General features: G+C 26.9%; 20 protein-coding genes. 18 read left to right on the plus strand and 2 right to left on the minus strand.

The features are described from left to right. Positions 1-21: 21 nt before the first annotated feature. From helD to holA, 12 genes are all read left to right on the plus strand, one after another. Positions 22-2,304, plus strand: a complete 2,283-nt coding sequence (helD, locus tag ABDZ60_RS17545) for an RNA polymerase recycling motor HelD (RefSeq protein WP_343779928.1) — start codon at positions 22-24, stop codon at positions 2,302-2,304. 140 nt (positions 2,305-2,444) lie between these two features. Then, positions 2,445-3,617, plus strand: coding sequence for an FprA family A-type flavoprotein (locus ABDZ60_RS17550; RefSeq protein ID WP_343779931.1), 1,173 nt, complete (start codon positions 2,445-2,447; stop codon positions 3,615-3,617). Between the two features lie 236 nt (positions 3,618-3,853). Beyond that, a complete protein-coding gene (locus ABDZ60_RS17555) occupies positions 3,854-6,163 on the plus strand; it encodes an AAA family ATPase (RefSeq protein WP_040436783.1) in 2,310 nt (769 codons plus the stop codon). 592 nt (positions 6,164-6,755) lie between these two features. After that, a complete protein-coding gene (gene spoIIAA / locus ABDZ60_RS17560; protein ID WP_016207678.1) occupies positions 6,756-7,091 on the plus strand; it encodes an anti-sigma F factor antagonist in 336 nt (111 codons plus the stop codon). A 14-nt stretch (positions 7,092-7,105) separates the two neighbouring features. Next, positions 7,106-7,537, plus strand: coding sequence for an anti-sigma F factor (gene spoIIAB, locus ABDZ60_RS17565; RefSeq protein ID WP_016207677.1), 432 nt, complete (start codon positions 7,106-7,108; stop codon positions 7,535-7,537). 9 nt (positions 7,538-7,546) lie between these two features. Beyond that, positions 7,547-8,302, plus strand: a complete 756-nt coding sequence (sigF, locus tag ABDZ60_RS17570) for an RNA polymerase sporulation sigma factor SigF (protein ID WP_016207676.1) — start codon at positions 7,547-7,549, stop codon at positions 8,300-8,302. A 231-nt stretch (positions 8,303-8,533) separates the two neighbouring features. After that, positions 8,534-9,004: a stage V sporulation protein AC gene (spoVAC, locus tag ABDZ60_RS17575; RefSeq protein WP_016207675.1), complete on the plus strand. Its 471-nt coding sequence runs from the start codon at positions 8,534-8,536 to the stop codon at positions 9,002-9,004. A 15-nt stretch (positions 9,005-9,019) separates the two neighbouring features. Next, positions 9,020-10,054, plus strand: a complete 1,035-nt coding sequence (gene spoVAD / locus ABDZ60_RS17580) for a stage V sporulation protein AD (RefSeq protein ID WP_016207674.1) — start codon at positions 9,020-9,022, stop codon at positions 10,052-10,054. Between the two features lie 16 nt (positions 10,055-10,070). Further along, positions 10,071-10,427 (plus strand): stage V sporulation protein AE, encoded by a 357-nt coding sequence (gene spoVAE, locus ABDZ60_RS17585; RefSeq protein ID WP_016207673.1) that lies wholly within the window; start codon positions 10,071-10,073, stop codon positions 10,425-10,427. 170 nt (positions 10,428-10,597) lie between these two features. Continuing rightward, positions 10,598-13,093 carry a P-type ATPase actuator domain-containing protein gene (locus ABDZ60_RS17590; protein WP_343779936.1) on the plus strand — a complete coding sequence of 832 codons (2,496 nt, stop codon included), beginning with the start codon at positions 10,598-10,600 and terminating at the stop codon, positions 13,091-13,093. Positions 13,094-13,117: 24 nt separating this feature from the next. After that, positions 13,118-14,806 carry a ComEC/Rec2 family competence protein gene (locus tag ABDZ60_RS17595; protein WP_343779939.1) on the plus strand — a complete coding sequence of 563 codons (1,689 nt, stop codon included), beginning with the start codon at positions 13,118-13,120 and terminating at the stop codon, positions 14,804-14,806. A gap of 16 nt (positions 14,807-14,822) precedes the next feature. Further along, entirely contained in the window at positions 14,823-15,854 is a 1,032-nt protein-coding gene (gene holA, locus ABDZ60_RS17600; RefSeq protein WP_343779942.1) for a DNA polymerase III subunit delta, read from the plus strand. A 31-nt stretch (positions 15,855-15,885) separates the two neighbouring features. Here holA and rpsT read toward each other — a convergent pair whose 3' ends face one another. After that, positions 15,886-16,149, minus strand: coding sequence for a 30S ribosomal protein S20 (gene rpsT, locus ABDZ60_RS17605; RefSeq protein WP_343779944.1), 264 nt, complete (start codon positions 16,147-16,149; stop codon positions 15,886-15,888). Positions 16,150-16,324: 175 nt separating this feature from the next. Here rpsT and gpr point away from each other — a divergent pair, with 175 nt between their 5' ends. From gpr to lepA, 4 genes are all read left to right on the plus strand, one after another. Next, positions 16,325-17,299 (plus strand): GPR endopeptidase, encoded by a 975-nt coding sequence (gene gpr / locus ABDZ60_RS17610; RefSeq protein ID WP_016207182.1) that lies wholly within the window; start codon positions 16,325-16,327, stop codon positions 17,297-17,299. Between the two features lie 77 nt (positions 17,300-17,376). After that, on the plus strand, positions 17,377-18,492 hold the full coding sequence (locus tag ABDZ60_RS17615) for a stage II sporulation protein P (RefSeq protein ID WP_343779946.1): 1,116 nt from the start codon (positions 17,377-17,379) through the stop codon (positions 18,490-18,492). 63 nt (positions 18,493-18,555) lie between these two features. Further along, positions 18,556-19,086 carry a hypothetical protein gene (locus tag ABDZ60_RS17620; protein ID WP_343779948.1) on the plus strand — a complete coding sequence of 177 codons (531 nt, stop codon included), beginning with the start codon at positions 18,556-18,558 and terminating at the stop codon, positions 19,084-19,086. Between the two features lie 179 nt (positions 19,087-19,265). Further along, positions 19,266-21,074: a translation elongation factor 4 gene (lepA, locus tag ABDZ60_RS17625; protein WP_047000346.1), complete on the plus strand. Its 1,809-nt coding sequence runs from the start codon at positions 19,266-19,268 to the stop codon at positions 21,072-21,074. 123 nt (positions 21,075-21,197) lie between these two features. On the opposite strand, the gene ABDZ60_RS17630 is transcribed toward lepA, so the two are convergent. After that, positions 21,198-22,109 (minus strand): patatin-like phospholipase family protein, encoded by a 912-nt coding sequence (locus tag ABDZ60_RS17630; protein WP_047000347.1) that lies wholly within the window; start codon positions 22,107-22,109, stop codon positions 21,198-21,200. Positions 22,110-22,262: 153 nt separating this feature from the next. On the opposite strand from ABDZ60_RS17630, the gene ABDZ60_RS17635 reads away from it, so the two are divergent. Continuing rightward, a complete protein-coding gene (locus tag ABDZ60_RS17635; RefSeq protein WP_016207177.1) occupies positions 22,263-22,532 on the plus strand; it encodes a hypothetical protein in 270 nt (89 codons plus the stop codon). A 224-nt stretch (positions 22,533-22,756) separates the two neighbouring features. Beyond that, positions 22,757-23,881 carry a radical SAM family heme chaperone HemW gene (hemW, locus tag ABDZ60_RS17640; RefSeq protein WP_047000348.1) on the plus strand — a complete coding sequence of 375 codons (1,125 nt, stop codon included), beginning with the start codon at positions 22,757-22,759 and terminating at the stop codon, positions 23,879-23,881. The last annotated feature ends 88 nt before the right edge of the window (positions 23,882-23,969 follow it).

Below are 23,969 nucleotides of genomic sequence, written 5' to 3' on the forward strand. Positions count from 1 at the left end.
GTTAAAAGTAGAGGTAATGGTATGGATGAAAATTTAAAACTCGAAAAAGAGATATTAGAAGAAAAAAGAAAAAAAATAACTAGTGAACTTTTAGAAAAAAGAAAAAATTATGAAATTATAGAAAATAAATTAAAACTTTTAACAAAAGAATCAAAAGGCAGTTATAATGAAGAGAAAGAGACTACAGAAAAAATATATTCTGTATTAAAAAAGGATATAAAAAATTATGAGGAAGCTTTAAAGGTTCCTTATTTTGGCAGAGTTGATTTCAGAGAATTAAGAGGTGAAGATGAGAGTATCTATATTGGAAAACAATCAGTAAGTTCAGCATTAGATGGAGAAGAAATTATTGTTGATTGGAGAACACCAGTAGCGGATTTATATTATAGTGGAACTGGAGGATACGCATACTATAAAGCACCATCAGGTATAGTAGAAGGCAATTTATCGGTAAAAAGAAAATTTTTGTTTAAAGAGGAAGAGTTAGAAGAAATTTTCGATGAGGGAATAAATGAAATAATGCTAAAAACCAGTGATGAAGGAAATGATTTAGTTGATGAGTTTTTAAAGATAAACCTAGAAGAGAGTAGAGGTAAAAAGCTAAAAGAAGTAGTTGCAACTATTCAGAAAGAACAAAATGAAATTATAAGATGGCCTAAAAACTTACCTATAATTGTTCAAGGTTCTGCAGGCTCAGGAAAAACAACAATAGCCTTACATAGATTAGCTTATTTAATATATAGATATTCAGAAACGGTAAAAGGAAAAGATATATTAGTTTTGGCACCTAATAAGCTATTTTTAGATTATATTTCAGATATACTTCCTAACTTAGGAGTTGATGAAGTAAAACAAACAACATTTCAAGATTTAGTATTAAAATATTTAAAAATTAAATCTAAAGTTAAGGGGAAAGACGAAAAACTAAAAGAATTGATTGAATCAGAAGATGCTCAAAGGTGCAAATTTATAACTAATGCATCTAAGATAAAAGGAACTTTAACTTTTAAAACTATTATAGATAGATACATAGCTCTTTTAGAGGGTGATGCTGTTGACATAACAGATATAACTATAGAGGACTATATATTATTTAATAAGAGAGAAATAATGAGATTGTATTTAAAGGATTTAAAAAGTTATCCTATAAATAAAAGAAAAGATGAAATAAAACGGTATCTAAATTTGAAACTTAAAGAGAAGATTGAAATTTTATGTATTCAAATTGATCTTGAATGGGATATAAAAATTAAAGAGATAAAAAGAGAATTAGAAGATGGAGATGAGCGAAGAAAAAAACTAATTGAAATATATTCTAAAAGAGATGAAATAAAAAATAATATAAAGAATAATGCTAAAAAAGAAATGAATGAATACTTCAAAAATTGGAGAGGAATAACTTCAAAAGATATATACGTGAATTTATTTAAGAATGAAGAATTTTTCCAAATTGCATCTTTGAATAAAATTCCAAGTGAACTATCAGAATTTATGAAAAATGAAATTATTGAAAATTATAGCAAAGGAATTATAGACGAAGATGATTTAGCACCACTTTTATATATTAACATGCTTTTAGAGGGGGTAGAGGAAAAAGAAAAGTTTATTCATATAGTAGTTGATGAAGCTCAAGATTATAATCCATTTCAAATTTATTTAATAAATAAATTAACTAAGGGAAATTCTCTAACCTTAGTAGGAGATATAGCACAAGGTATATACTATTATAAAGGAATAAAAAATTGGAGTGACATAGTAGAAAAGGTATTTGATGGTAAGGCAACTTTTATGCAGTTAACTCAGAGTTATAGATCTACTGTGGAAATAATAGATTTTGCTAATTTAGCTTTAGAAGCACAAAATTTAGACTTAAAAAGAGCAAAACCAGTGCTAAGACATGGAGATATCCCGGAGGTTATTAAATGTAATAGTGATAAAGATGTTGTTAATAAGATAAATGAGATAGTTTCTAATATTATTCAAAAGGGTAAAAGCAGCATAGCTATAATTACAAAAGGAGCAGATGAAGGAAAGATATTAGAAAAACTTATAAAAAAACATTCAAAGCTAAAAGTATCTTTAATAAAAGGAAATGAGAAAGATCATGATAATAATATTATAATAATTCCATCTTACCTTACAAAGGGATTAGAATTTGATGCAACTATTATTTATAATCCAAGTTCTAACAATTATAAAGAAACTTTGTTAGATGAGAGATTGTTATATGTATCCTTAACAAGAGCTCTGCATTATGAATATATAATAGAAATAGATGATTTAACAGAAATGATAAAAAAATAATACTTCCATAGAAAAATCTAATTAAGTATAATAGTTATGTAGAAAATGTCGAATTTTATAATTGTTTGGCAGATAATTTTATGGTAAAATATTACTGATATATAGGAAGAAGAATAAAAGTTAAAGTTGGAGGTAGGGATATGTTACAGGAGAAGTTAAAGGATAATATTTATTGGATAGGTGTTAAGGATCCAGATTTAAAAGTATTCGATATAATAATGGAAACAAAAAAAGGAACAACCTATAACTCTTACGTAGTAAATGATGAAAAAATAGCTATAGTTGACACAGTAAAAACAGGTTTTTATGATGAATTTAAAAAGAATTTAAAAGAAGTAATTGGAGAAAAAACAGTAGATTATGTAATAGTTCAGCATACAGAATTAGATCACAGCGGATCATTAATAAAACTAATTGAGGATTATCCTGAAATAAAAGTAGTAGGATCTAAAGCTGCATTAAATTATTTGAAAAATATATTAAATAGAGAATTTAATGCTATAGAAGCAAAAGATGAAATTTGTCTTGGAGAAACAACTCTTAGATTTATAAGTGCTCCTAATTTACACTGGCCAGATACAATTTTCACATATGTGAAAGAGCGAAATTTATTATTTACTTGTGATTTTACAGGTTCACATTATTGTCCAAGTGGTGGAATTACAGAAAGTTTAAATGAAGATTATTTCGTAGAAATGGAATATTATTTTAATTGTATAATGGGACCATTTAAGAAGTTTGTTTTAATGGGACTACAAAAAATAAAAGATTTAAATATAGAATGTATTGCACCAAGTCATGGACCAGTTCACGTTTCTAATATAGATAAAATTTTAAACTTATACAGAGAGTGGGCTACAGAAGAAGCTGTAAACAATAAAAAAGTAGAAATTTTTTATATTTCAGCTTATGGAAATACAGAAGGTATGGCTAATTTTATGAAAGAAAAATTAGTAGAAAAGGGTTTTGAAGCAGATGTAACAGAAATAACATCTATTTCTATAGAAGAAAGTATCTCCAAAATAGAAAAAGCTAAAGGCGTTATGATAGGATCTCCAACAATAAATCAAGATGCAGTGAAACCTTCTTGGGATTTATTATCATTAGTTAATCCGATAATAAACAGAGGAAAAGCAGCATTAGCCTTTGGCTCATATGGATGGAGTGGAGAAGGTGTAAAAATGCTTACATCAAGACTAAAGGACTTAAAACTTAAAGTTGTGGAACCGGGATTGTCATTCTGTTTTGTTCCATCTGAAGAAGATTATAAAAATGCAGAAGAAGCAGTAAACAAGTTTATAGAATTAATGTAATTATAAGAGACCTAGAATTAAAGTTCTAGGTCTCTTATTCATATACAGGATATTAAAACAAATATTTAAGTAGTTTAGGTATTTTAAGAAATATTACTATAAAAAATATAAATTAAATTTATAAAAAATTGTTCCCTAAACAAGCCCCTTAAGAATATCTATATAATAAATACTAAAAAAAGGGGGGAAACTGCTTCTTAATGATTGCTAAATGCAATTTGCAAAGTAGGAAATATATGAGAAAAGAATTAACTTTAAAAGAGGTAAAATTTGATTTTAACTTTAAAAAAAGTAAGTTGAAAGGCAGTGTAACGAAAATTCCTGAAATAGATAGTGAGTATGAAAAGATTGGGAGAGCTATTAAGATAAATAAGGAAGGATATAATCTTTATTTAATAGATTCATTCTCTAAAGAAAAATTAAATAAGCTACAATTATATATACAGGAGCAGTATAAATATCTAGAACCTCCAAAGGATATTTGTTATGTTACATTAGAAGATAATAAGAAACCAGAAGTATTATTTATTAATAATGGGAATGGTAAAAAATTAAAAGACGCTGTTGAAGAAATAAAGAATAATTATATAGAAATAGTAGAAGAGTTTTATAATGCTTCTTCAGAAGATGAAAAAGATAAGCTTATAGAAGAAATACAAAGTAAGAGAAATGATTATATAAGTGAATTAATGGATATGGCTAAAAAAGAAGATTTTGAAGTTAAGGTTACTAACAAGGGTGTAGCCTTTATACCATTAGTTAATGGTAAATCAATAAGTGAAAGAGAGTATGATAATTTAGAAAAGAATAGAAAAGAAGCTATTGTAGCAAAAGCATCTATTTTAAAGAAAAAGGCTGAAATAGTTTTAGGTAAGTTAAAAGAGATAGAAACAAAATCCATAAAGAAGCTTAAAGAAATATATAGTGATTTTTTAGCAAATGAGATGGAAGCGTATAAAGATGAAGCTTTACTTGAGTTTATAGATGATGATAATTCATATGAGTATTTAGAAAAGTTATTTATATCAATGGAAAAAGAAATAATAAATTGCTATACCATGGATATAGATGAAGATGAAGAACAACTTTATCAAGTTATAAATAAATATGATATACACTTATTAGTTGATAATAGCTTAAGAACTATTCCTCCTGTAATATATGAAGAAGATCCTAATTTAAATAATTTAATGGGATTTATAGAGTATGAAAATCATAATGGAGTATATACAACTGATATATCTTTAATAAATCCAGGAAGTTTATTAAAAGCAAACGAAGGCTGCTTAATTATTAGAGTAAACTCCCTTGCTAGCAATGTATATTCATATTATCACCTTAAAAAAGCGTTAATGACTAATAAGATAACATATGATATTTCAAAGTCATATGTAGAGGTAATATCAATTAATGGATTAAAGCCTCAGCCAATACCTATAAATGTTAAGATTATTCTAATTGGTGATCACGAAACTTATGATGCATTATATAGCTTAGATGAAGACTTTGGGAAGTTATTTCCGTTAAGAGCTGAATTTGACCCTATAGTTGAGGTAAATGAAAATGTTAGTGCTTATATAAATAAAGAAATAAATAATAAAATCAAAGAAAATTCACTTATGCCTATTACAGAAGAAGGAATAAATGAGGTTATTAAATTCTTATCTAGAACTGCAAATAGTAGAACAAAAGTCAATATAGACACTACAGAGATAGAAAAATTAATGATATTATCTAATGATAATGCTAAAAATAGAAAATCATTAGTAATAGATTCTAAAGATATAATAGACATTGCTTATGCAAAGGAAAAAATTGAAGATGAGTATGATAAGCTTTATAAAGATAATAAGATTTTAATATCAGTAACGGGTAAAAAAAATGGTGTAATAAATGCGTTAGCTGTTTTAGATACTGGATATCATTCTTTTGGAAAACCAATGAGAATAACGTGTATTGCTCATAAAGGAACCGGAAGAATTATAGATATTCATAAGGAAAGCAGATTAAGTGGTAAGGTACATGAAAAATCTATAAATATACTAAAGGGACTTTTAAATAATATAATAGATCCATATAAAGATATTCCTGTAGATTTTTATTTAAGTTTTGAACAAACTTATGGATTAATAGATGGTGATAGTGCTTCTGTAGCAGAAATTATTTGTATATTATCAGCTTTAAGCAAGAAACCAATAAGGCAAACTATTGCAGTAACTGGATCTATAAATCAATTAGGAGAAGTTCAAGCTATAGGTGGAGTAAATGAAAAGGTGGAAGGATTTTTTAGAGTATGTGATTTCTTAGATAATGTAGAAAATAAAGGAGTGTTGATACCTTCTTCAAACAAAGATGAGCTAATATTGATACCTGAAATTGAGCAGGCTATGGAGGAAGGAAAATTCCATATATATGTTATGGATACATTAGAAGATGCAATAAAAACTTTAATTTTAAATGATGATGAAAATATAGAAGATTTTTATTCAGACTTACAAGAAGAAGTTAAGAAATATAAAGGAAGTAAGGAAAAGAAAGAAGAATAGCTTATTTAGTTCACAGTGCAGGGTGCACAGTTCACAGTTGGGTTTAGGTGTCAGGTAACAGGGGTTATTTTAGTTCACAGCGCACAGGTCACAGTTACTTTATAAGGTAACAAGTAGCATGTAAAATTAAGGAAAGTAAAAATGGAGCTTTTGCACTGAAATTAGTGTATAGCTCCTTTTTTATAAATTAAAAGGTCTTTTGATTATTTTTCATAAATTAACCTCTTTTAATAATTCTATAAGTTATACCATAATGATTTAATAAATGATATTCATTTTATATATTAAAGCTATATTATACTTAATTTTCTTATTATACATTATTTCTGTATTACAGTTCCATAAAGTGTAAAATAAATTATACTTAAAACAAGTATTTGTTTTATATGCTTGAATTGCTTAAACTAAATAAATCAAAATTATTACAGAAAGTCATTATTTTATTTGACTATGAATAAACTAATATGTTAAAATTATGGAAAAAGAAGGAAATTAACAAAATACTATTAAGGAGGTGGATGGAATCTGGCGCACGGTGAAAATTAATTATTAATTTTTATCTTGTTCGTATTTGCGACAGTTCCTAGTTTATATGTATCTAAAATTTGATAAAAAAGAAGACAAACTTATTGTTAGTCTAATGGGCGAATTAGATCATCATAGTGCCGAAGAAGTAAGGGTTAAAATAGATGATAGAATAGATAGAGATAACATAAGAAAAGTTATATTAAATTTCAGTGGAGTTACATTTATGGATAGTTCTGGAATAGGTGTAGTTATAGGAAGATATAAGAAAATGCAAAATAGAGATGGAAAGATTTGTGTAGCAGAAGCTAATAGAACTGTAAATAAAGTTTTTGAAATTTCAGGTATGTTTAAAATCATTGATGTCTATAAAAATATAGATGAAGCAATGATAAGTATTTAATGGGGGGATTTAAGATGGTGGATAATAAAATAAGTATAGAATTAATGAGTAAATCCCAAAATGAAGGGTTTGCAAGAGTTGCAGTAGCTGCATTTATATCTCAACTAGATCCAACTGTGGAAGAATTAACAGATGTAAAAACAGCAGTATCAGAAGCAGTAACAAATTCTATAATACATGGTTATGAAAATAAAAAAGAGGGTATAATCAAAATAGAGGCAAGTATAACTGGTAATGAAATAACTATAAGTATTGAAGATTCCGGTAAAGGAATAAAAGATGTAGAGCAAGCGATGGAACCATTATACACTTCAAAACCAGAGCTAGAAAGATCAGGAATGGGTTTTACAGTAATGGAAACATTTATGGACAGCTTAGAAGTAAAAAGTGAAGATGGTAAAGGAACTAAAGTTGTAATGAAGAAGAAATTCAACACAGTAAGTTAGGTGAAGTATATGGAAAATGGAAGTGTAAGAAAAGAGGCCTATAATTATGAAGAAAATTCACAATTAATACCTCTAGCTAAAGCAGGTAATCAAGATGCTATGAATAAAGTAATTGAAATGAATTTACCTCTTGTATCATCCATTAGCAAAAAGTTTCTTAATAGAGGATATGATTATGAAGATATTTTTCAAATAGGGTCAATAGGGTTAGTAAAAGCTATAAACAATTTTGACGACAGTTTTAATGTTAAGTTTTCTACTTATGCAGTTCCTATGATAATAGGAGAAATAAAGAGATTTATAAGAGATGATGGTATAATTAAAGTTAGTAGAAATGTAAAAACTTTAGCTAGAAAATTACATTTTGATAAAGAACAACTAACTAAAAAGCTAGATAGGGATCCTACTATTGAAGAATTATCAGAGTTTTCTGGTATAGATAAAGAAGAAATATTATTTGCTATTGAATCTTCAGCCAGTATGCAATATCTATATGATACTATTCATCAAGATGATGGAGCACCAGTATTACTTATAGACAAACTAAGTGAAAAGGGTCAAGATGACAGTGAAATGATAAATAGAATTGCATTAAAAGAAGCATTAAGAAGTCTTGATAGTAAAGCAAGGCAAATAATAATGCTTAGATATTTCAAAGATAAGACTCAAGTACAAGTTGCTAAGATGCTTGGTATAAGCCAAGTTCAAGTATCTAGAATAGAAAAAAAAGTACTGGTTTTAATGAAACAAAAGTTACAGGAATAAAAAAATACTAAGGATAATTAGAAGGAAATAAAAATGAATAGTGATTACTAAAAAATCTTTTGAGAGAAAATCAAAGGATTTTTTTGTTTTTTAATATATAAATTTTAGTTGATTTAAATTAATGTAATAAGCATGTTTACACATATAGATTTGGAATTGAAAAATATTCCAGAGTTATAATTATAAGAAGTGGAATAATATAATTATACAAATTTAGAAAGGAGAATCACTATGGCTAAAAAGAAGCTACCAAATGAACAGCAGATAGTTAATAAATTTCAAACTATTACTAATGAAGCTACTATAAAACCTAAAATAGTTAGAAATTGTGCAAGAGCCTTTTTAGTAGGAGGGGCTATTTGTATGATTGGTCAAATATTTCAAAATCTTTTAATTAAATATAATTTTTCAGAAGAAGAAGTTAAGATGTTAGTACCAATAATAATGATATTTTTAGGAGCTTTATTAACTGGAGTAGGTATATATGATAAAATTGCCTCATTTGGAGGAGCAGGAACCGTAGTGCCAATTACAGGCTTTTCCAATGCAATTGTTGCACCAGCTATAGAGTTCAAAAAAGAAGGATTTGTATTTGGAGTAGCAGCAAAAATGTTTACTATAGCAGGGCCAGTATTGGTTTATGGTATAGGTAGTTCAGTAATAATAGGTATTGTTTATTACTTTATTCAACTACTAACATAAGAAAGGTGAATAAATATGAGTAATAATGAATTAAAGATAAAAAAGTTAGGAACTCAAACAGTAAAACTTCAAAACCCTCCTAAAATAATAGCAACTTATTCTATTGTTGGACCTAAAGAAGGCGAGGGACCTTTAAGTAGTTACTTTGATGAAATATTAAATGATGATATGTATGGAAAAGAAAGTTATGAAAAAGCAGAAAGCGAAATGATGTACACAGCAATTACAGCAGCTATGAATAGAGCTGATTTGAAAGAAGAAGACATTGATTATTTATTTGCGGGAGATTTATTAAACCAAATAACATCATCATCTTTTGCGGCAAGAAAGCTTAACATTCCTTTTTTTGGATTATATGGAGCTTGCTCAACTATGTCAGAATCTTTAAGCATAGCATCAATGATGATGGATGGAGGTTATGCTAATTATGTTATAGCATCAACATCCTCACATTTTAGCTCAGCAGAAAGACAATTTAGATTTCCATTAGAATATGGTTCTCAACGAAGCCCATTAGCACAATGGACCGTTACAGGATCAGGTGCAATGGTATTAGGTAAAGAGGGGAATTTTCCAGAAGTAACATATGTAACAACAGGAATAGTAAAAGATTATGGAATAAAGGATCCTAATAATATGGGAGCAGCTATGGCCCCAGCAGCTGTGGATACCATAGCAAGACATTTTAAAGACACAGGAAGAGATCCAAAGTTTTATGATGTAATTGCAACTGGAGACTTAGGTAAAGTAGGAAAAGAAATTACTTGTAAATTGTTATTAGAATATGGATATGATATAAGAGAAAATTATATGGACTGTGGTGACATAATATTTGATGATGTAGTTCAAAAGACAGATTCAGGTGGAAGTGGATGCGGATGTTCTGCAGTAGTATCTTCAGGATATTTTTATAAGAAGTTAATGAGAAAAGAAATAAAGAATTTATTATTAGTGTCTACAGGAGCATTAATGAGTACAACTTCTTCTTTACAAGGAGAAACCATACCAGGAATTGCTCATGCTGTAGCAATAGAATTTAAGGAAAAATAAAAAAAAGGAGGCTATTATGGAATATTTATATGCCTTTATAGTTGGTGGAATAATATGTGTAATAGGTCAAATACTAATGGATACAACTAAATTGACACCAGCAAGGATATTGGTAATTTTTGTAACACTAGGAGCTATTTTAGGTTCTTTCGGTATATATGATAAGCTAGTAGAAATAGGAGGCGCTGGAGCTACTGTACCTTTACCTGGTTTTGGAAACTCCCTTGCAAAGGGAGCAATGAAAGCTGTTGATGAACAAGGATTAATAGGAGCATTTATAGGAGGAATAAAGGGAACAGCAGCAGGTATTACTGCAGCTATATTTTTTGGGTATTTAATGGCTCTAATATTTAATCCAAAAACAAAATCTTAATAAATTTATAGAAAATATTACAAATTAATACTTTAAAAAAATAGCCTAACAACTTATAATAAGTGTTAGGCTATTTGAATTTTCCATTTAAATATAAAAAATGATATAATTAAAATAAAAGACAAAAATAATAGAAATAGCTGGCGAATTTTAAAGGTAGGAGGAGGAAAATGAAAAATTATTATAGTAATAGCTGGATGAAAGTTGTAGATTTATTAGGAAGTAATATAAACAAAGGACTTTATGAATATGATTGCAATATAAGACAAGAAGCTGGTGATAATAAAATAGAGCTTCCATATTCCAAAGGTATATTTAAGTCAATTTTAGATATTTTAAAACAAAAATATTTATATATATTTTTAGTAATTATAATATTTTTTTTATTAAACAAATTTAATATAGTTGGGTTAGTAACAATATTTTTATTAGTATTAAATTTAGGAAGTAAATTATATCATGAAATATCAAAAGAAAAAGAACTAGAAATTTTACAGAATCTTAATGTATCACAAGTACTAGTTCTGAGAGAAGGAATAGAAAGACTAATAGAAGCTGAGGAATTAGTAAAAGGCGATATAGTGTACTTCAGAAAAAAATCTTTAATAGCAGCGGATATTAGAATTATAGAAAGTGAAAACTTAAAGGTTGATGAAAGAAGTGTAACTGGAGATAAATTTTTAAAAGAGAAGTACTCAATGAAAATAGAAAATGAAGTATCTTCAATTGGAGAAATTAACAACATGCTTTTTAGGGGATCAATAGTGAAAGAAGGTTCAGGAAAAGGCATTGTTGTAGAAGTGGGAAATAATACTCAATTGGGGAAATTAATAAAAATAATGAACAAGTCAAAGGATAAAAAAGATATAGCTATAAAAAATATTGAAAAAATTATATTTAATATAGGATTATGCTTAATGCTTGTACAAGCTATTTTAGTATCTATATTTCCTGGGAAATTAGTATATAAAAAACAAATATTTGCTCAAGGGATATTTGCTATAATATGCATATTTATACCATTTATAATATTATATTATAGTAAACATATAAAAAGAAAAATTCTAGAAGAAGATGAAATAGAACTAATTAATTTTTCAGCGTTAAATTTAATTAATGATGTAAAAATACTTTTTTTAGATAAATTAGGGACTATAACAAAAAAAGAGTTATATTTAGATAAATTATATACCAATGAACAAGTATATAAATCTAATTCAATAGAAACAATGGACATAAATATTAAAAGGCTTCTTGATATATCAATACTTTGTAATAATGCCAAATATAATAATGATAATAACTGGTCAAAGGGAGATATGTATGAAGTTGCTTATGTAAAATTTGGAGTAGAAAACTCTATTTTTAAGGGGAAACTAGAAAATGATAATAAAAGAAAATTTGAAATTTCTAGAGATAACAAAAAAAATATGGTGACTACTGTAAACAAAAATAGAAAGGGATATAGAGCGAATTGTAGAGGCGATTTAGAGTCAGTACTAAATTGTTGTACTCATATTATTATAAATGGAATAGAAAGAGAAATATATTCACAAGATATAATGAAAATACGATTAGCTAATTTAGAATTTTCAAAGGAAGGACTTTTAACAGAAGCTTTTGCATATAGAAGTTTTAATTATCAACCTTCAGAACATGAAAATATAGAAAGTAATTTAGTTTTTGTTGGGCTTATAGCTTTAGAAAATCCTTTAATTGATGATATTGTTGATGATATTGAGAAAGTAATGGATAATGGAGTTCTACCAATTATATTTACTGAAGATAATAAAATTTCATCAGAACTATTAGGAAAAAGATTAGGACTTATATCATCGCTAGAGCAAGTTACAGAAAGCGACGAACTAGATGCATTAGATGAAAAAGAAATACTTAAAGTGGTATCAAAAACACGAATTTTTTGCAACCTTAATCCAGAACAAAAGAATAAGATTATATCTTTATATTATAATGATGGATATAAGTTTTCCATTGAAGGAGAAACTCTTGGAGATATTTCACTTATTAGTTTAGCGCAAATTGGTGTTGTAAAAGGTAAATTATCTATGCTTCTAAAAAAAATAGGAGATATATACACCAACATAAGTAGTATAAAAGCTTATTTTAAATTAAAAGAAAAATACTCTGAGGTTGAAGAAGGATTAAAAAGAGGAATAAATACATATTTATACGTTGTATTATCAGAAATTATATTAATGAATTTTAAATATTTTTTAACAGATGGAGCTTTTATAGAAGAATATTTTATAATATTAATGAATTTTCTACTTCTTTCTCCTTTAATACTTATAAATATGCTTTATGGAAATTCTCAATATAAAAATAAAAAATATATTTTAAAAGGATTTTTATTTTGTATTATACCAGTAGTAGCTATCTATTTTATAAAGGATAATTATGATATAGTAGGATTTATTTTAATAGGTGGAATGGCTATTATTGATACAATGATTAATAGTAAGATATTTACAAGAGGAAAATATAATGCTTTAAAGCTTGTACTGCTATCTATTTTGATTTATGTATTATCAATAGTGTTATTAATGTTATTAACTAATTTTACTTATTCTATATTATTAGTAATAGTAGTAACATGGTTAATTTTTATTTTCTTATTAGGAGATATAATTATAAAAAAATGGTAAAACTTATTAATGAGGTGTTGCCATTTGAAGTATGAAGAAAAAATAAATATATTACCATATATATTTATGGTTTTTATATTATCGAGTTATATATATGTGCTTTTATATAAAAATAAATGGCTGGCAATAATAATTGCTGGCTGTTTTTTTATCATACTTATTTTTAAAGTAAAACTTAAGATATCAATGATTCTTATAGCTTTTTTTATAGTACCACTAATCAATAATTTCCATTATAACAATATATTTATTAGTAATAAGGAAGAAGTTAGAATAATATCAATTAATTCATATGGTGCTATAGGAGAAATAGCAAAAAGAAAAGTATATATGAATGGAAATATAAAGAATGTTAAATTAGGAGAAAAATTTATAATAAAGGGTGAATTTACTAGGGATGTAAATAGAGAAAAAGGGATAATAGGAGAGTTTAAAGTTGAGGGGATTGAAAAATTAGATAGGGATTTAAAAGAAAGAATATATAAATTAAGGGAATATATATTTAGTAGATTAAAAGAAAAATTAGGGTATAGGAGAGCTGCAATAGTAACATCTATAGCTTTTGGATATACAGAGTTTTTAGATAGAGATGATAAGGAAGATATGAAAAGCTTAGGGATACTTCATGCTATTTCGGTATCTGGTCTTCATATGGTGTTAGTTTACTCTATATTAAAAAGAATATTTGGAGAAAAAGTTGCTCCTATAATTTCAGCAGTATATGTAATATTTTCAGGTGCAGCATTATCAACAATAAGAGCTTACATTATGATGGTGTGCATGAATTTTTCATTGCCTCTAAGAAGGAACTATAATCCTATTGCAGCATTGTCAATGTCAGGAATAATTTTAATGATATTTAAACCCTATAGCATTTTTGAAGTAGGATTCCAATTAAGTTTCTTAGCAACTCTTGGGATAATAATTTTTAATAAAAGTATAAATAAAAGATTATATAAGTTTCCCAAATTCTTTAGGGAAGGTATCTCCATATGTTTATCATCACAAATATTTACTTTTCCAGTTTTAGTTTGCTATTTTAAAGAATTTTCATTTGGATTCCTACTTGGAAATCTTATTTTAGTACCATTAATGAATATAGTAGTTATACTTGGAAATTTATTGGCTCTAGTTATTAATTTTGAAATGATTTTTAACTATATAGCTTTTTTAGCTTATTATATTACCATGTTTATAGATATAGGAACAAAGTGGTTACTAAATATAACACCTAATCCAATATATTTAAATGAATTAATTAATATAAGCTATATAATTATTTTAATAACTATATATTTTTATAAAGAAGGTTATAAAAAAGCATTATATTTTCCGACTGTAATAATTATGTATTTTTACATGCTAATTTACAGTCCACTTCCTAAGATAGAATATTTTAAAGAAGGTATAATAGCAGTAAGCTTTAGAGGGGAAAGAGCAATATGTGCATTAAAAAAAGATGTGGATTTAGAGAAATTTAAGGTGATAACATTATCCCAAAATACTTATAAGGATTTTAATAATATAAAAATAAATAAGAATTTCAATATAGAAAAAAATAATAAAGATATTATATTAAAGGGAAGAGATAATAGTTATTTAATTAAGTTATCCAAAGGGAAAAATAGCTCTAATTATGATATAATAGATTTTAAATCAGAGAATTATGGAAAAATAATTTTGATTGATAATAAAGCTTTAGTATTTAATTAAAGAAAGGTAGATTAAATTGATAGATTTTGATGTACTAGAGGGTGAAGTAAAAAAAAATAAAATAGAAAACTCCTACATATTTTGTGGTTTAGATGAAGAACTTATAAAAGAGGGGGTAGATTTAATCATAAATAATACTATAGATAAATCTTTAATGGATTTAAACTATATAAGATTAGATGGATTAACTACAAGCTTTGATGATATTATGAATGCTTGTGAAACTATGCCTTTTATGGGGGATAAGAAGGCTGTAGTAATATATAGGGCAGCATTTTTAAAAGATAAAACAGACAGTTCTAATACCAATATTTATAATGAAGTATTAAAGTACTTAAAAGATTTACCGCCATATACAATCTTAATAATGTATTTTTTATTTAATGATAAAAGAGATAATCCTAAAAAAAATAATAAAATAAAATCCTTAGATAAAGTTTCTAAAGTAGTTTATTTTGATAGACTTAAGAAAGATAGATATTATAAAAAGGTAGAAGAAGTATTTAAATCTAACGGAAAAGAAATTGGAAAAATAGAAGCAAAATATTTTGCTGAAAAAGTACAAAATAATTTTGATATAATTAAAAGAGAAGCAGATAAGATCATAGCTTATACAAATGGTAAGCAAATAACTAAAAAAGATATAGATAAGCTTATAGCTAATTCCAGTGAAGATGATATATTCGATTTAATTGATTTAATATCTCAAAGAAAAGCAGAAAAAGCAATTGATTTATTAGATGAATTGTTATTTAAAAGTGATCAACATATGCTAATAATAAGCAATATAGAAAATAATTTCAAAAGATTATATGAAATTAAGATACTTAGTCAAAATGGACTTAATATAAATGATATTGCAAGTAAATATAAACTACCAACCTTTATATGTGAAAAATTAGTTAATCAATGTAATAAATTTAATGTGAAGCAATTACAAAAGTTAATGGAAATTTGTTTAGAAACTGAAAATAAACTAAAAACATCTGGTGTAGATAAAACTATGGAGATGGAATTAATGCTTTTTAATATATTTATGGTAAAATAATAGCCGGTCTAATGACCGGCTTCTTATTTGATTACGCCATAGCGTTTAACTTTGCAGCTAATCTTGATTTCTTTCTAGCTACCATGTTCTTGTGACATACTCCTTTTTGAGCTGCCATGTCTAAAGCTTTAACAGCCTTAGGGAAAAGAACGTTAGCTTCTTCTGCATTACTTGCAGCAACAGCAGTTTCAAACTTCTTTATAGCAGTCTTTAAAGCTGATTTAATCATTCTGTTTTGAGCAGTTTTAGCTTCTGTAACTTTAATTCTCTTTTTTGCTGATTTAATATTTGCCATTCTAAATTCACCCCCTTAATAATTTTATAGGGTCTCTTTGCAGCTTTGGGGAAATCTGCGTTCGAGTTCGTTTTTAACATACTAGATTATATCATTGAAAGTTTATAAGTTCAAGTATTAAATTATAACAATAAGGAAAAATAAAAGGGATATAAGAATTTTTGGAGGTATTTTTATGATAAATGTAAGAACAGATTTAGCAATTGAAGCACGAGATATGTACACAAAGGAAAATAAAAGGGAATTAGACGGAGTTATTGTAGAAGAGGAAAATGAAGATGATATAAAAATAACTACAGTAACTATAGAAAGTGATGAAGCCGGAAAAGAACTTGGAAAACCAAAAGGAAATTATATTACAATAGATTTTCCAGAATTCACACATTATGATGGAGAATCTATGGATAAGGTATCAAATGTTGTTGATAATGTTTTAAAGAGATTAGTAGACATTTCTGATGAAAAAACAGCATTGGTTGTAGGGCTTGGAAATTGGAGGGTAACACCAGATGCACTTGGACCAAAGGTAACAGAAAAAATTATGGTAACTAGGCATTTAAAACAAGTCATGCCTGATGCAATTGATGATTCCGTAAGACCGGTCTGCTGCATAGCACCTGGTGTTTTAGGTGTTACTGGAATAGAAACAGGAGAAATAATAAAATCCTTAGTAGATAAAATAAAACCTGATTTAGTTATATGTATAGATGCATTGGGGTCAAGAAAATTAGAAAGAGTAAACAGAACAATACAAATAAGTGATACTGGTATTTCTCCAGGAGCTGGAGTTGGAAATCATAGAATGAAAATAAATGAAGAAGTATTAGGTGTAAAAGTAGTTGCAATAGGAGTTCCAACTGTAGTTCATGCATCAACAATAGCAAATGATACTATAGATTTGCTTTTAGATGAACTTATAAGTAAAGCAGAAAGTGGCAAAGATTTTTATAACATGTTAAAGTCAGTAGATAAAGTTGAAAAAAGTAATTTAATAAAAGAAATATTAGATCCTTTCTTTGGAGATTTAATGGTAACGCCTAAAGACGTTGATGCAGTCATAGAATCTCTTGCAAAAATAATAGCAAATGGAATAAATATGGCAGTGCAACCTAATCTAGATATGGAAGACATAAATAAATTTATGAATTAATATAAGAATTTTGGAAAAAGTATTAATAATTATGTAACTCCCCTAATATAAATATTATAGAGAAGGGGGAGTTGCGGTTGTATTCATTAAGACAAGCTATGCCTAATAAACAAAAATCTAAGAGACTTAGAGGAAGTCCATCTTCCAGTAAGGGAAATTTTGGAGTTGGATATGTAATAATTATATTTGCAGTTGTTATGTTTTTTATAAGATCCATTAGTGTGATAAATAAATATAATGAAAGAGGTGGATATGCATATGTTCAAATGCTGAATTTCACTATGCCAGTAGTAAAAACTCAGGTGTATGATGAAGGAAATTATGCAGATAACAATCTTTCAATAAAAAATGTAGCACTAGAAGCAATAGGACTAAGAGGAATAAATATTTATGAGATAATTGGAAGAGAAATAAGTTTATTTAATAGTAGTGATGCAAATTCTATAATACAAGAGTCAATTAAAAAATTAACTCCATTTTCATTAAAAAATGATAGCATAGCAAAGATGACGCCAGAAGAAATAGCAGAATTAAATAAAGTAAGTGCAGCATATGATCCAAGTTTAAAGAAAACTTTAGATAGCTCCAAACCAGAAATTCTTATCTTCCATACTCATACTATGGAAAATTATGTTGAAACAGAAAAGGACACTACAGAAAGTGATTTTAATGTTGTTGGTGTAGGGGATGTTTTAACAAAGGAACTTGAAGAAGGATATGGTATATCAGTAGTTCATGATAAAACTAATCATAGTGTTTCTTACAATGATGCTTATAAAAGATCAAATGAAACTTTAAAAAGTATTTTAAATCAATATGGTGATTTTAAAGTAATAATAGATCTTCACAGAGATGGAATAGATAATGCAAAAGCTGACCAATTAAAAAGTATTTATACTATAAATTTAAATGATCAAAATTTAGCTAAAATGATGTTTGTTACTGCCCCAAATAGTAGTAGATATCCTGCAAATAAATCCTTTGTAGAAAACTTATACAATATTGGAACTGAATTATTTCCGGGTTTAATAAGAGATATTCATGAAATTGATCCAGCTGCTACAGGTATTAATTATAGCTTAAGTGATAACTTTATTCTTATAGAAGTAGGTTCAAATGTAAACACTTCTCAAGAAGCAAAATTAACAGCAAAATATATAGCAAGAATTTTGGCAGAACACATAAACAGATAAATTGAATAAAATTTGGAATTTATGAGCATCCTTTAGATAATAAAAAAACTAGGGGGTGCTTTTTTGTTTAATAAAAAAGTTTTAATAGGAACAATAATTTTTTCATTAATGGTGTTTATAGGATCTATACAAATAAATATAGTAAACACTAAAGCCTTATCACCAGTTGGGAATGGTGAAGATAACTATGAACTAGTTAAAGAAGAATTTGGAGAAGACTTTGAAGAATTCATAAGGGATGATGCTGAGGTTAAAATATATACTTCACAGTTAGAAGATGATAGTACTATTATAAAGATAGAAGATAAGGAATTTAAAGTAAATACCGATAATGTAGTAACAGAAAAAATATATATGGTAGGAAGTAAAATATATAGTGGGTTTAACAGTATAAAGAATAAAATTAATGGAAAAATAAAAAATGATAATAAAAATGAAGAAACAAACCCAATAAATGAAGAAATAAAATCAACAGATGAAGGTAATAAAGAAGATGTAAATAATACAGAGGTTGAAGGAAAAGAAGAAAGTATCAATACTAATAATGATAAATTAGATAAAATAGTAGATGATTTCTTAGAAAAATCTAATTAATTTCTAGTTAAATCCAAAATTAACTAGAAATTATTAATTATCAGTTGGTAATTGTTAATTTTTAATTGCTGTACATTTATATTGACACATATCGTAGATATTATGATATAATTTACCTTGATTTAATTATAATGGGGGTGAAGTGACTATTAACCAAGAACACGGTTGTAGTTTTATATATGAGTAGTAATAGACAAGAGCATATTAGAAATTTTTCAATAGTTGCCCATATAGATCATGGGAAGTCAACCCTAGCTGATAGATTATTAGAAGCCACAGGAACGCTTACTCAAAGAGAGATGGAAGAGCAAATCCTTGATAATATGGAAATAGAAAGAGAAAGAGGAATAACAATAAAGTCACAAGCAGCAAGACTTATCTATAGAAGAGAAAATGGAGAAGAATACATATTAAACTTAATAGATACTCCAGGACATGTAGATTTTACATATGAAGTTTCAAGAAGTTTAGCTGCATGCGAAGGAGCAGTTTTAGTTGTAGATGCCACACAAGGTGTTCAAGCACAAACATTAGCTAATTGTTATTTAGCATTAAATAACGACTTAGAAATAGCTCCAGTAATAAATAAAGTAGATTTACAATCTGCAAGACCAGAAGAAGTTAAACAAGAAATAGAAGATATAATAGGAATAGAAGCCCAGGATGCACCAATGATATCTGCAAAAACAGGCTTAAATATTGTAGATGTATTAGAAACAGTAGTAGCAAAGGTACCAGCTCCAAATGGAGATGAAGAAGCACCTCTTAAAGCATTAATATTTGACTCATATTATGATAGTTATAAAGGTGTTGTTTCATATGTTAGAATTTTTGATGGTGTAGTTAAACCAGGAACTAAAATTAAATTAATGGCTACTAACAAGATATATGAAGTAACTGAAGTTGGAGTGTTTACTCCAAAAACTTTACCAATAAATGAATTAAGAGCTGGAGATGTAGGTTATATTGCAGCTTCGATAAAAAATGTAAGAGATGCAAGAGTTGGGGATACTATAACAGAAGCTGATAGACCTGTAAAAGAATCATTACCAGGATATAAGCCAGCTGTGCCTATGGTTTACTCAGGAATATACCCTGTGGATGGAGCAAAGTATCAGGAACTTAAAGATGCATTAGAAAAACTTCAAATAAATGATGCAGCTTTAAACTTTGAACCAGAAACATCTATTGCTTTAGGTTTTGGTTTTAGATGTGGATTCTTAGGATTATTGCATATGGAAATAATTCAAGAAAGAATCGAAAGAGAGTTTAATTTAGATATTATTACAACTGCTCCATCAGTTATATATAAAGTAATAAGAACTAATGGAGAAATAATTGAACTTACAAATCCAACGAATCTTCCAGAAGCTACAGAAATAGAATATATGGAAGAACCTATAGTAAAAGCAAGTATAATAGCCCCTTCTGATTATGTAGGAGCTGTAATGGAATTGTGTCAAGAAAGAAGAGGAACTTTTATTGACATGCAATACTTAGAAGAAACAAGAGTTTCTATTAATTATGATATTCCATTAAATGAAATAGTATATGATTTCTTTGATACATTAAAATCAAGAACTAGAGGTTATGCATCTTTAGATTATGAATTTAAAGGATACAAACAAACTGAATTAGTTAAGCTTGATATAATGTTAAATGGTGATGTTGTAGATGCTCTATCTATGATAGTACCAAGAGAAAAAGCATATGAAAAAGGAAGAGGAATAGCTGAAAAGTTAAAAGAAATAATACCAAGACAAATGTTCGAAGTTCCAATTCAAGCTGCAGTTGGATCTAAGATAATAGCAAGAGAAACTGTTAAGGCTATGAGAAAAGACGTTTTAGCAAAATGCTATGGCGGAGATATATCAAGAAAGAAAAAACTATTAGAAAAGCAAAAAGAAGGAAAGAAGAGAATGAGACAAGTGGGATCTGTTGAAATACCACAAGAAGCGTTCATGGCTGTTCTTAAAGTAGATAAATAATTTAGATAAAAAAAGGCTAAGCTCCAAAAGGATGCTTAGCCTTTTTTATAGATAATTATAAGAGTAAGGTGGTAATACTTTATTATATTTTATGTTGGGTAAGATTGTTCATATAATAAAAGATTATTTAAGGTAAATATTTTCTATATAACTATATAATAAAGACAAATCATAAGTTCCTGCTATTAACTTAAGATAAGGAATTAGTTTATAAGAATCCATTTCGATAAATTTAGAAACCTTTGGATTAACTCTGAAATAATTGGATTTTAAAAGTTCTGTACAATAAATATTTTCTAAATCAGTCATTCCATCCATTAAAAGAGATAGCAGTGGTGATTTCATTTTAGATAATGGATGAAATGACCATTGAAAAACACCCCAATTATCTGTTTTTTTAGTGATTCTTTCAGGGCTATCACCAGTACCTATAGATAATAATTTTATTTGCTTTAAATCATAGGAATGATTAAATTTTGATAAAGTGTACAACAATGATATAGCAGTAGGAGAATTAGCAATGACTCCTCCATCTATAAAGCCTTTATATGATGGAAAGTATGTAGGAGCAGCTGAACTTGATAATATTGCATCTTTAACACTAAAATCTGTAGTAAGGTTGTTAGATAAATTATTAAAGAAGATAGGTTCCCAAGAATCTCTTGTAATTCCCTTGATATTAAAAGAAGGAATAAAAATGTATTTTTTTAGATCTCCTATCTTAAAATCATCAGGAAAATAATTAGAAATAACATTTTTTAAATTATTATTATTAAACTTGGGGCGAAATAAATTAAAGTGTGAATGAGAAAAAATTTTTTTAGCAACAGGAACGCTATATAAATAGCTTAGTTCCTTAACAGAGACCTTATTAGCTAAAAGTGAAGCTATTATAGAGCCAGTAGAAGTTCCGGTAAACAAATCTACATCATCTAAAAAGTTTGGGTATTTATCACAGATTCTACTTAAAATTTCAACACTCAGAGCACCTTTAACCCCTCCACCATCAAAAGCAAGTATCTTAAAAGTTTTCAAAATTGATATCTCCTTATATAGAAATATACAATTAATATATTCAAAACAACAGAAATGGTTATATTTTGTTTCGCAATTTATAATTATTTGTAATTAAATTATGGAAATGTAAATATATTTAAATTGAATAAATTATTATGTGAGGTGTATAGTATGTTAGAGGCGAAGGTAAGAGATATAAGAAAAAAGGGAAAGGTTCTAAGAAATTCAGGGCTTGTAACTGGAACTATCAAAAAAAGAAATGGAGAATTATGCTTAATATCAATGATTAGCCATAAGTTAGAAACACATCTTTTAAGATATGGATTAAAATCAAAGATTAAGATAAATTTTCAAGGTACTCTAATAGATGCAAGAATAGATCGAGTTCAAAAGGATGTAATATTTCATAATGTAATAAATATAGATTTATTAGAAGTATAATATAGTTTTTATTTAATAATCTGTAACATAATCTATTTATAGTAGTTAAGTTACAGATTATTTTATAATTTTCTTTTTTCAATTTTATATTAATATATAAATTTATATTGTTTTGGAGTTAAGGACGTTAATAAATGAACTTACATATCTTTATTATAGTTGGTCAGAATAATATAAATTAAGTATAATATATACATAATAGTTTATAGAAAGAGAGATTTAAAATGAAAGAAATATCATTATATATACATATACCATTTTGTAAGCAAAAGTGTTTTTATTGTGATTTCCCATCTTATGCCTCAATAGATTATCTTAAAGAAGATTATGTTGATGCATTATGTAAAGAAATAGAGGATAAAGCAATAAAATATAAAATAAAGAGTATATTCATAGGAGGAGGAACTCCATCATATTTAGAAATGAATCAAATAGATAAACTTATGAAAAGTATAAATAAACTTAACGTATCAAAAGATATGGAATTTACAATGGAATGTAATCCTGGAACATTGAATAAGGAAAAATTAGAAACAATGCTAATAGGAGGAGTAAATAGAATTAGTATGGGGCTTCAGGCCGTACAAAATTCACTACTAAAAGATATAGGAAGAATTCATAGTTTTAATCAATTTAAAGATAATTTTAATTTAGCTAGAGAAGTAGGGTTTAAGAACATAAATGTAGATTTGATGTTTGGGTTGCCAAATCAAAAGGTAGAGGAATGGGTAGAATCATTAGAGGAAATAGCGAAGCTAAAACCAGAGCACATATCAGCCTATAGCTTAATTATAGAAGAAAATACAGCTTTTTATAATCTTTGGGAAAGAAATAAATTAATATTACCTACAGAAGATGAAGAAAGAGAAATGTATTCCATAACTAAAAAAATATTAAAAAAATATGGATATAATCAATATGAAATATCTAATTATTCAATAGAAGGATATGAATGTTATCATAATAAAATATATTGGAAATGTAATGATTATTTAGGTGTAGGTTCAGCTTCAAGTTCATTTATTGAAGGGAAAAGAATAAAGAATATAGAAAATGTAAAACTATATATTGATAAAATCAATAGTAAAGAAAGTGTTATCGAAGAAATAATAAATAATACAAAAGAAGATAATATAGAAGAATTTATATTTATGGGACTTAGAATGAATGATGGAATAAATATAAAGGATTTTGAAAAAAGATTTAATATGGACATAAATAGTATATATAAAAATATTATAGAGAAAAATATAAATAAAAAATTACTTATTATAGATAAAGGAAATTTAAGATTAACTGATAAAGGAATTGAATTATCCAATTCTGTTATGAGTGATTTTATATTATAAAACAAACTAGGTAGTAATATGAAGTATAAATTAGAAAAATGAAGAAAAAATAATATAATTTTATGAATTTCAGGTATATTATTTAATT

The organism is Clostridium sartagoforme, from assembly GCF_039521405.1.
In the GTDB taxonomy this organism is placed as follows: domain Bacteria; phylum Bacillota; class Clostridia; order Clostridiales; family Clostridiaceae; genus Clostridium; species Clostridium sartagoforme.

What these genes read in the sequence shown, in the direction of transcription:
- helD (WP_343779928.1), top strand. Translation starts at nt 22, where the DNA reads ATGGATGAAAATTTAAAACTCGAAAAAGAGATATTAGAAGAAAAAAGA.
- ABDZ60_RS17550 (WP_343779931.1), top strand. Translation starts at nt 2,445, where the DNA reads ATGTTACAGGAGAAGTTAAAGGATAATATTTATTGGATAGGTGTTAAG.
- ABDZ60_RS17555 (WP_040436783.1), top strand. Translation starts at nt 3,854, where the DNA reads ATGAGAAAAGAATTAACTTTAAAAGAGGTAAAATTTGATTTTAACTTT.
- spoIIAA (WP_016207678.1), top strand. Translation starts at nt 6,756, where the DNA reads ATGTATCTAAAATTTGATAAAAAAGAAGACAAACTTATTGTTAGTCTA.
- spoIIAB (WP_016207677.1), top strand. Translation starts at nt 7,106, where the DNA reads ATGGTGGATAATAAAATAAGTATAGAATTAATGAGTAAATCCCAAAAT.
- sigF (WP_016207676.1), top strand. Translation starts at nt 7,547, where the DNA reads ATGGAAAATGGAAGTGTAAGAAAAGAGGCCTATAATTATGAAGAAAAT.
- spoVAC (WP_016207675.1), top strand. Translation starts at nt 8,534, where the DNA reads ATGGCTAAAAAGAAGCTACCAAATGAACAGCAGATAGTTAATAAATTT.
- spoVAD (WP_016207674.1), top strand. Translation starts at nt 9,020, where the DNA reads ATGAGTAATAATGAATTAAAGATAAAAAAGTTAGGAACTCAAACAGTA.
- spoVAE (WP_016207673.1), top strand. Translation starts at nt 10,071, where the DNA reads ATGGAATATTTATATGCCTTTATAGTTGGTGGAATAATATGTGTAATA.
- ABDZ60_RS17590 (WP_343779936.1), top strand. Translation starts at nt 10,598, where the DNA reads ATGAAAAATTATTATAGTAATAGCTGGATGAAAGTTGTAGATTTATTA.
- rpsT (WP_343779944.1), bottom strand. Translation starts at nt 16,149, where the DNA reads ATGGCAAATATTAAATCAGCAAAAAAGAGAATTAAAGTTACAGAAGCT.
- gpr (WP_016207182.1), top strand. Translation starts at nt 16,325, where the DNA reads ATGATAAATGTAAGAACAGATTTAGCAATTGAAGCACGAGATATGTAC.
- lepA (WP_047000346.1), top strand. Translation starts at nt 19,266, where the DNA reads ATGAGTAGTAATAGACAAGAGCATATTAGAAATTTTTCAATAGTTGCC.
- ABDZ60_RS17635 (WP_016207177.1), top strand. Translation starts at nt 22,263, where the DNA reads ATGTTAGAGGCGAAGGTAAGAGATATAAGAAAAAAGGGAAAGGTTCTA.
- hemW (WP_047000348.1), top strand. Translation starts at nt 22,757, where the DNA reads ATGAAAGAAATATCATTATATATACATATACCATTTTGTAAGCAAAAG.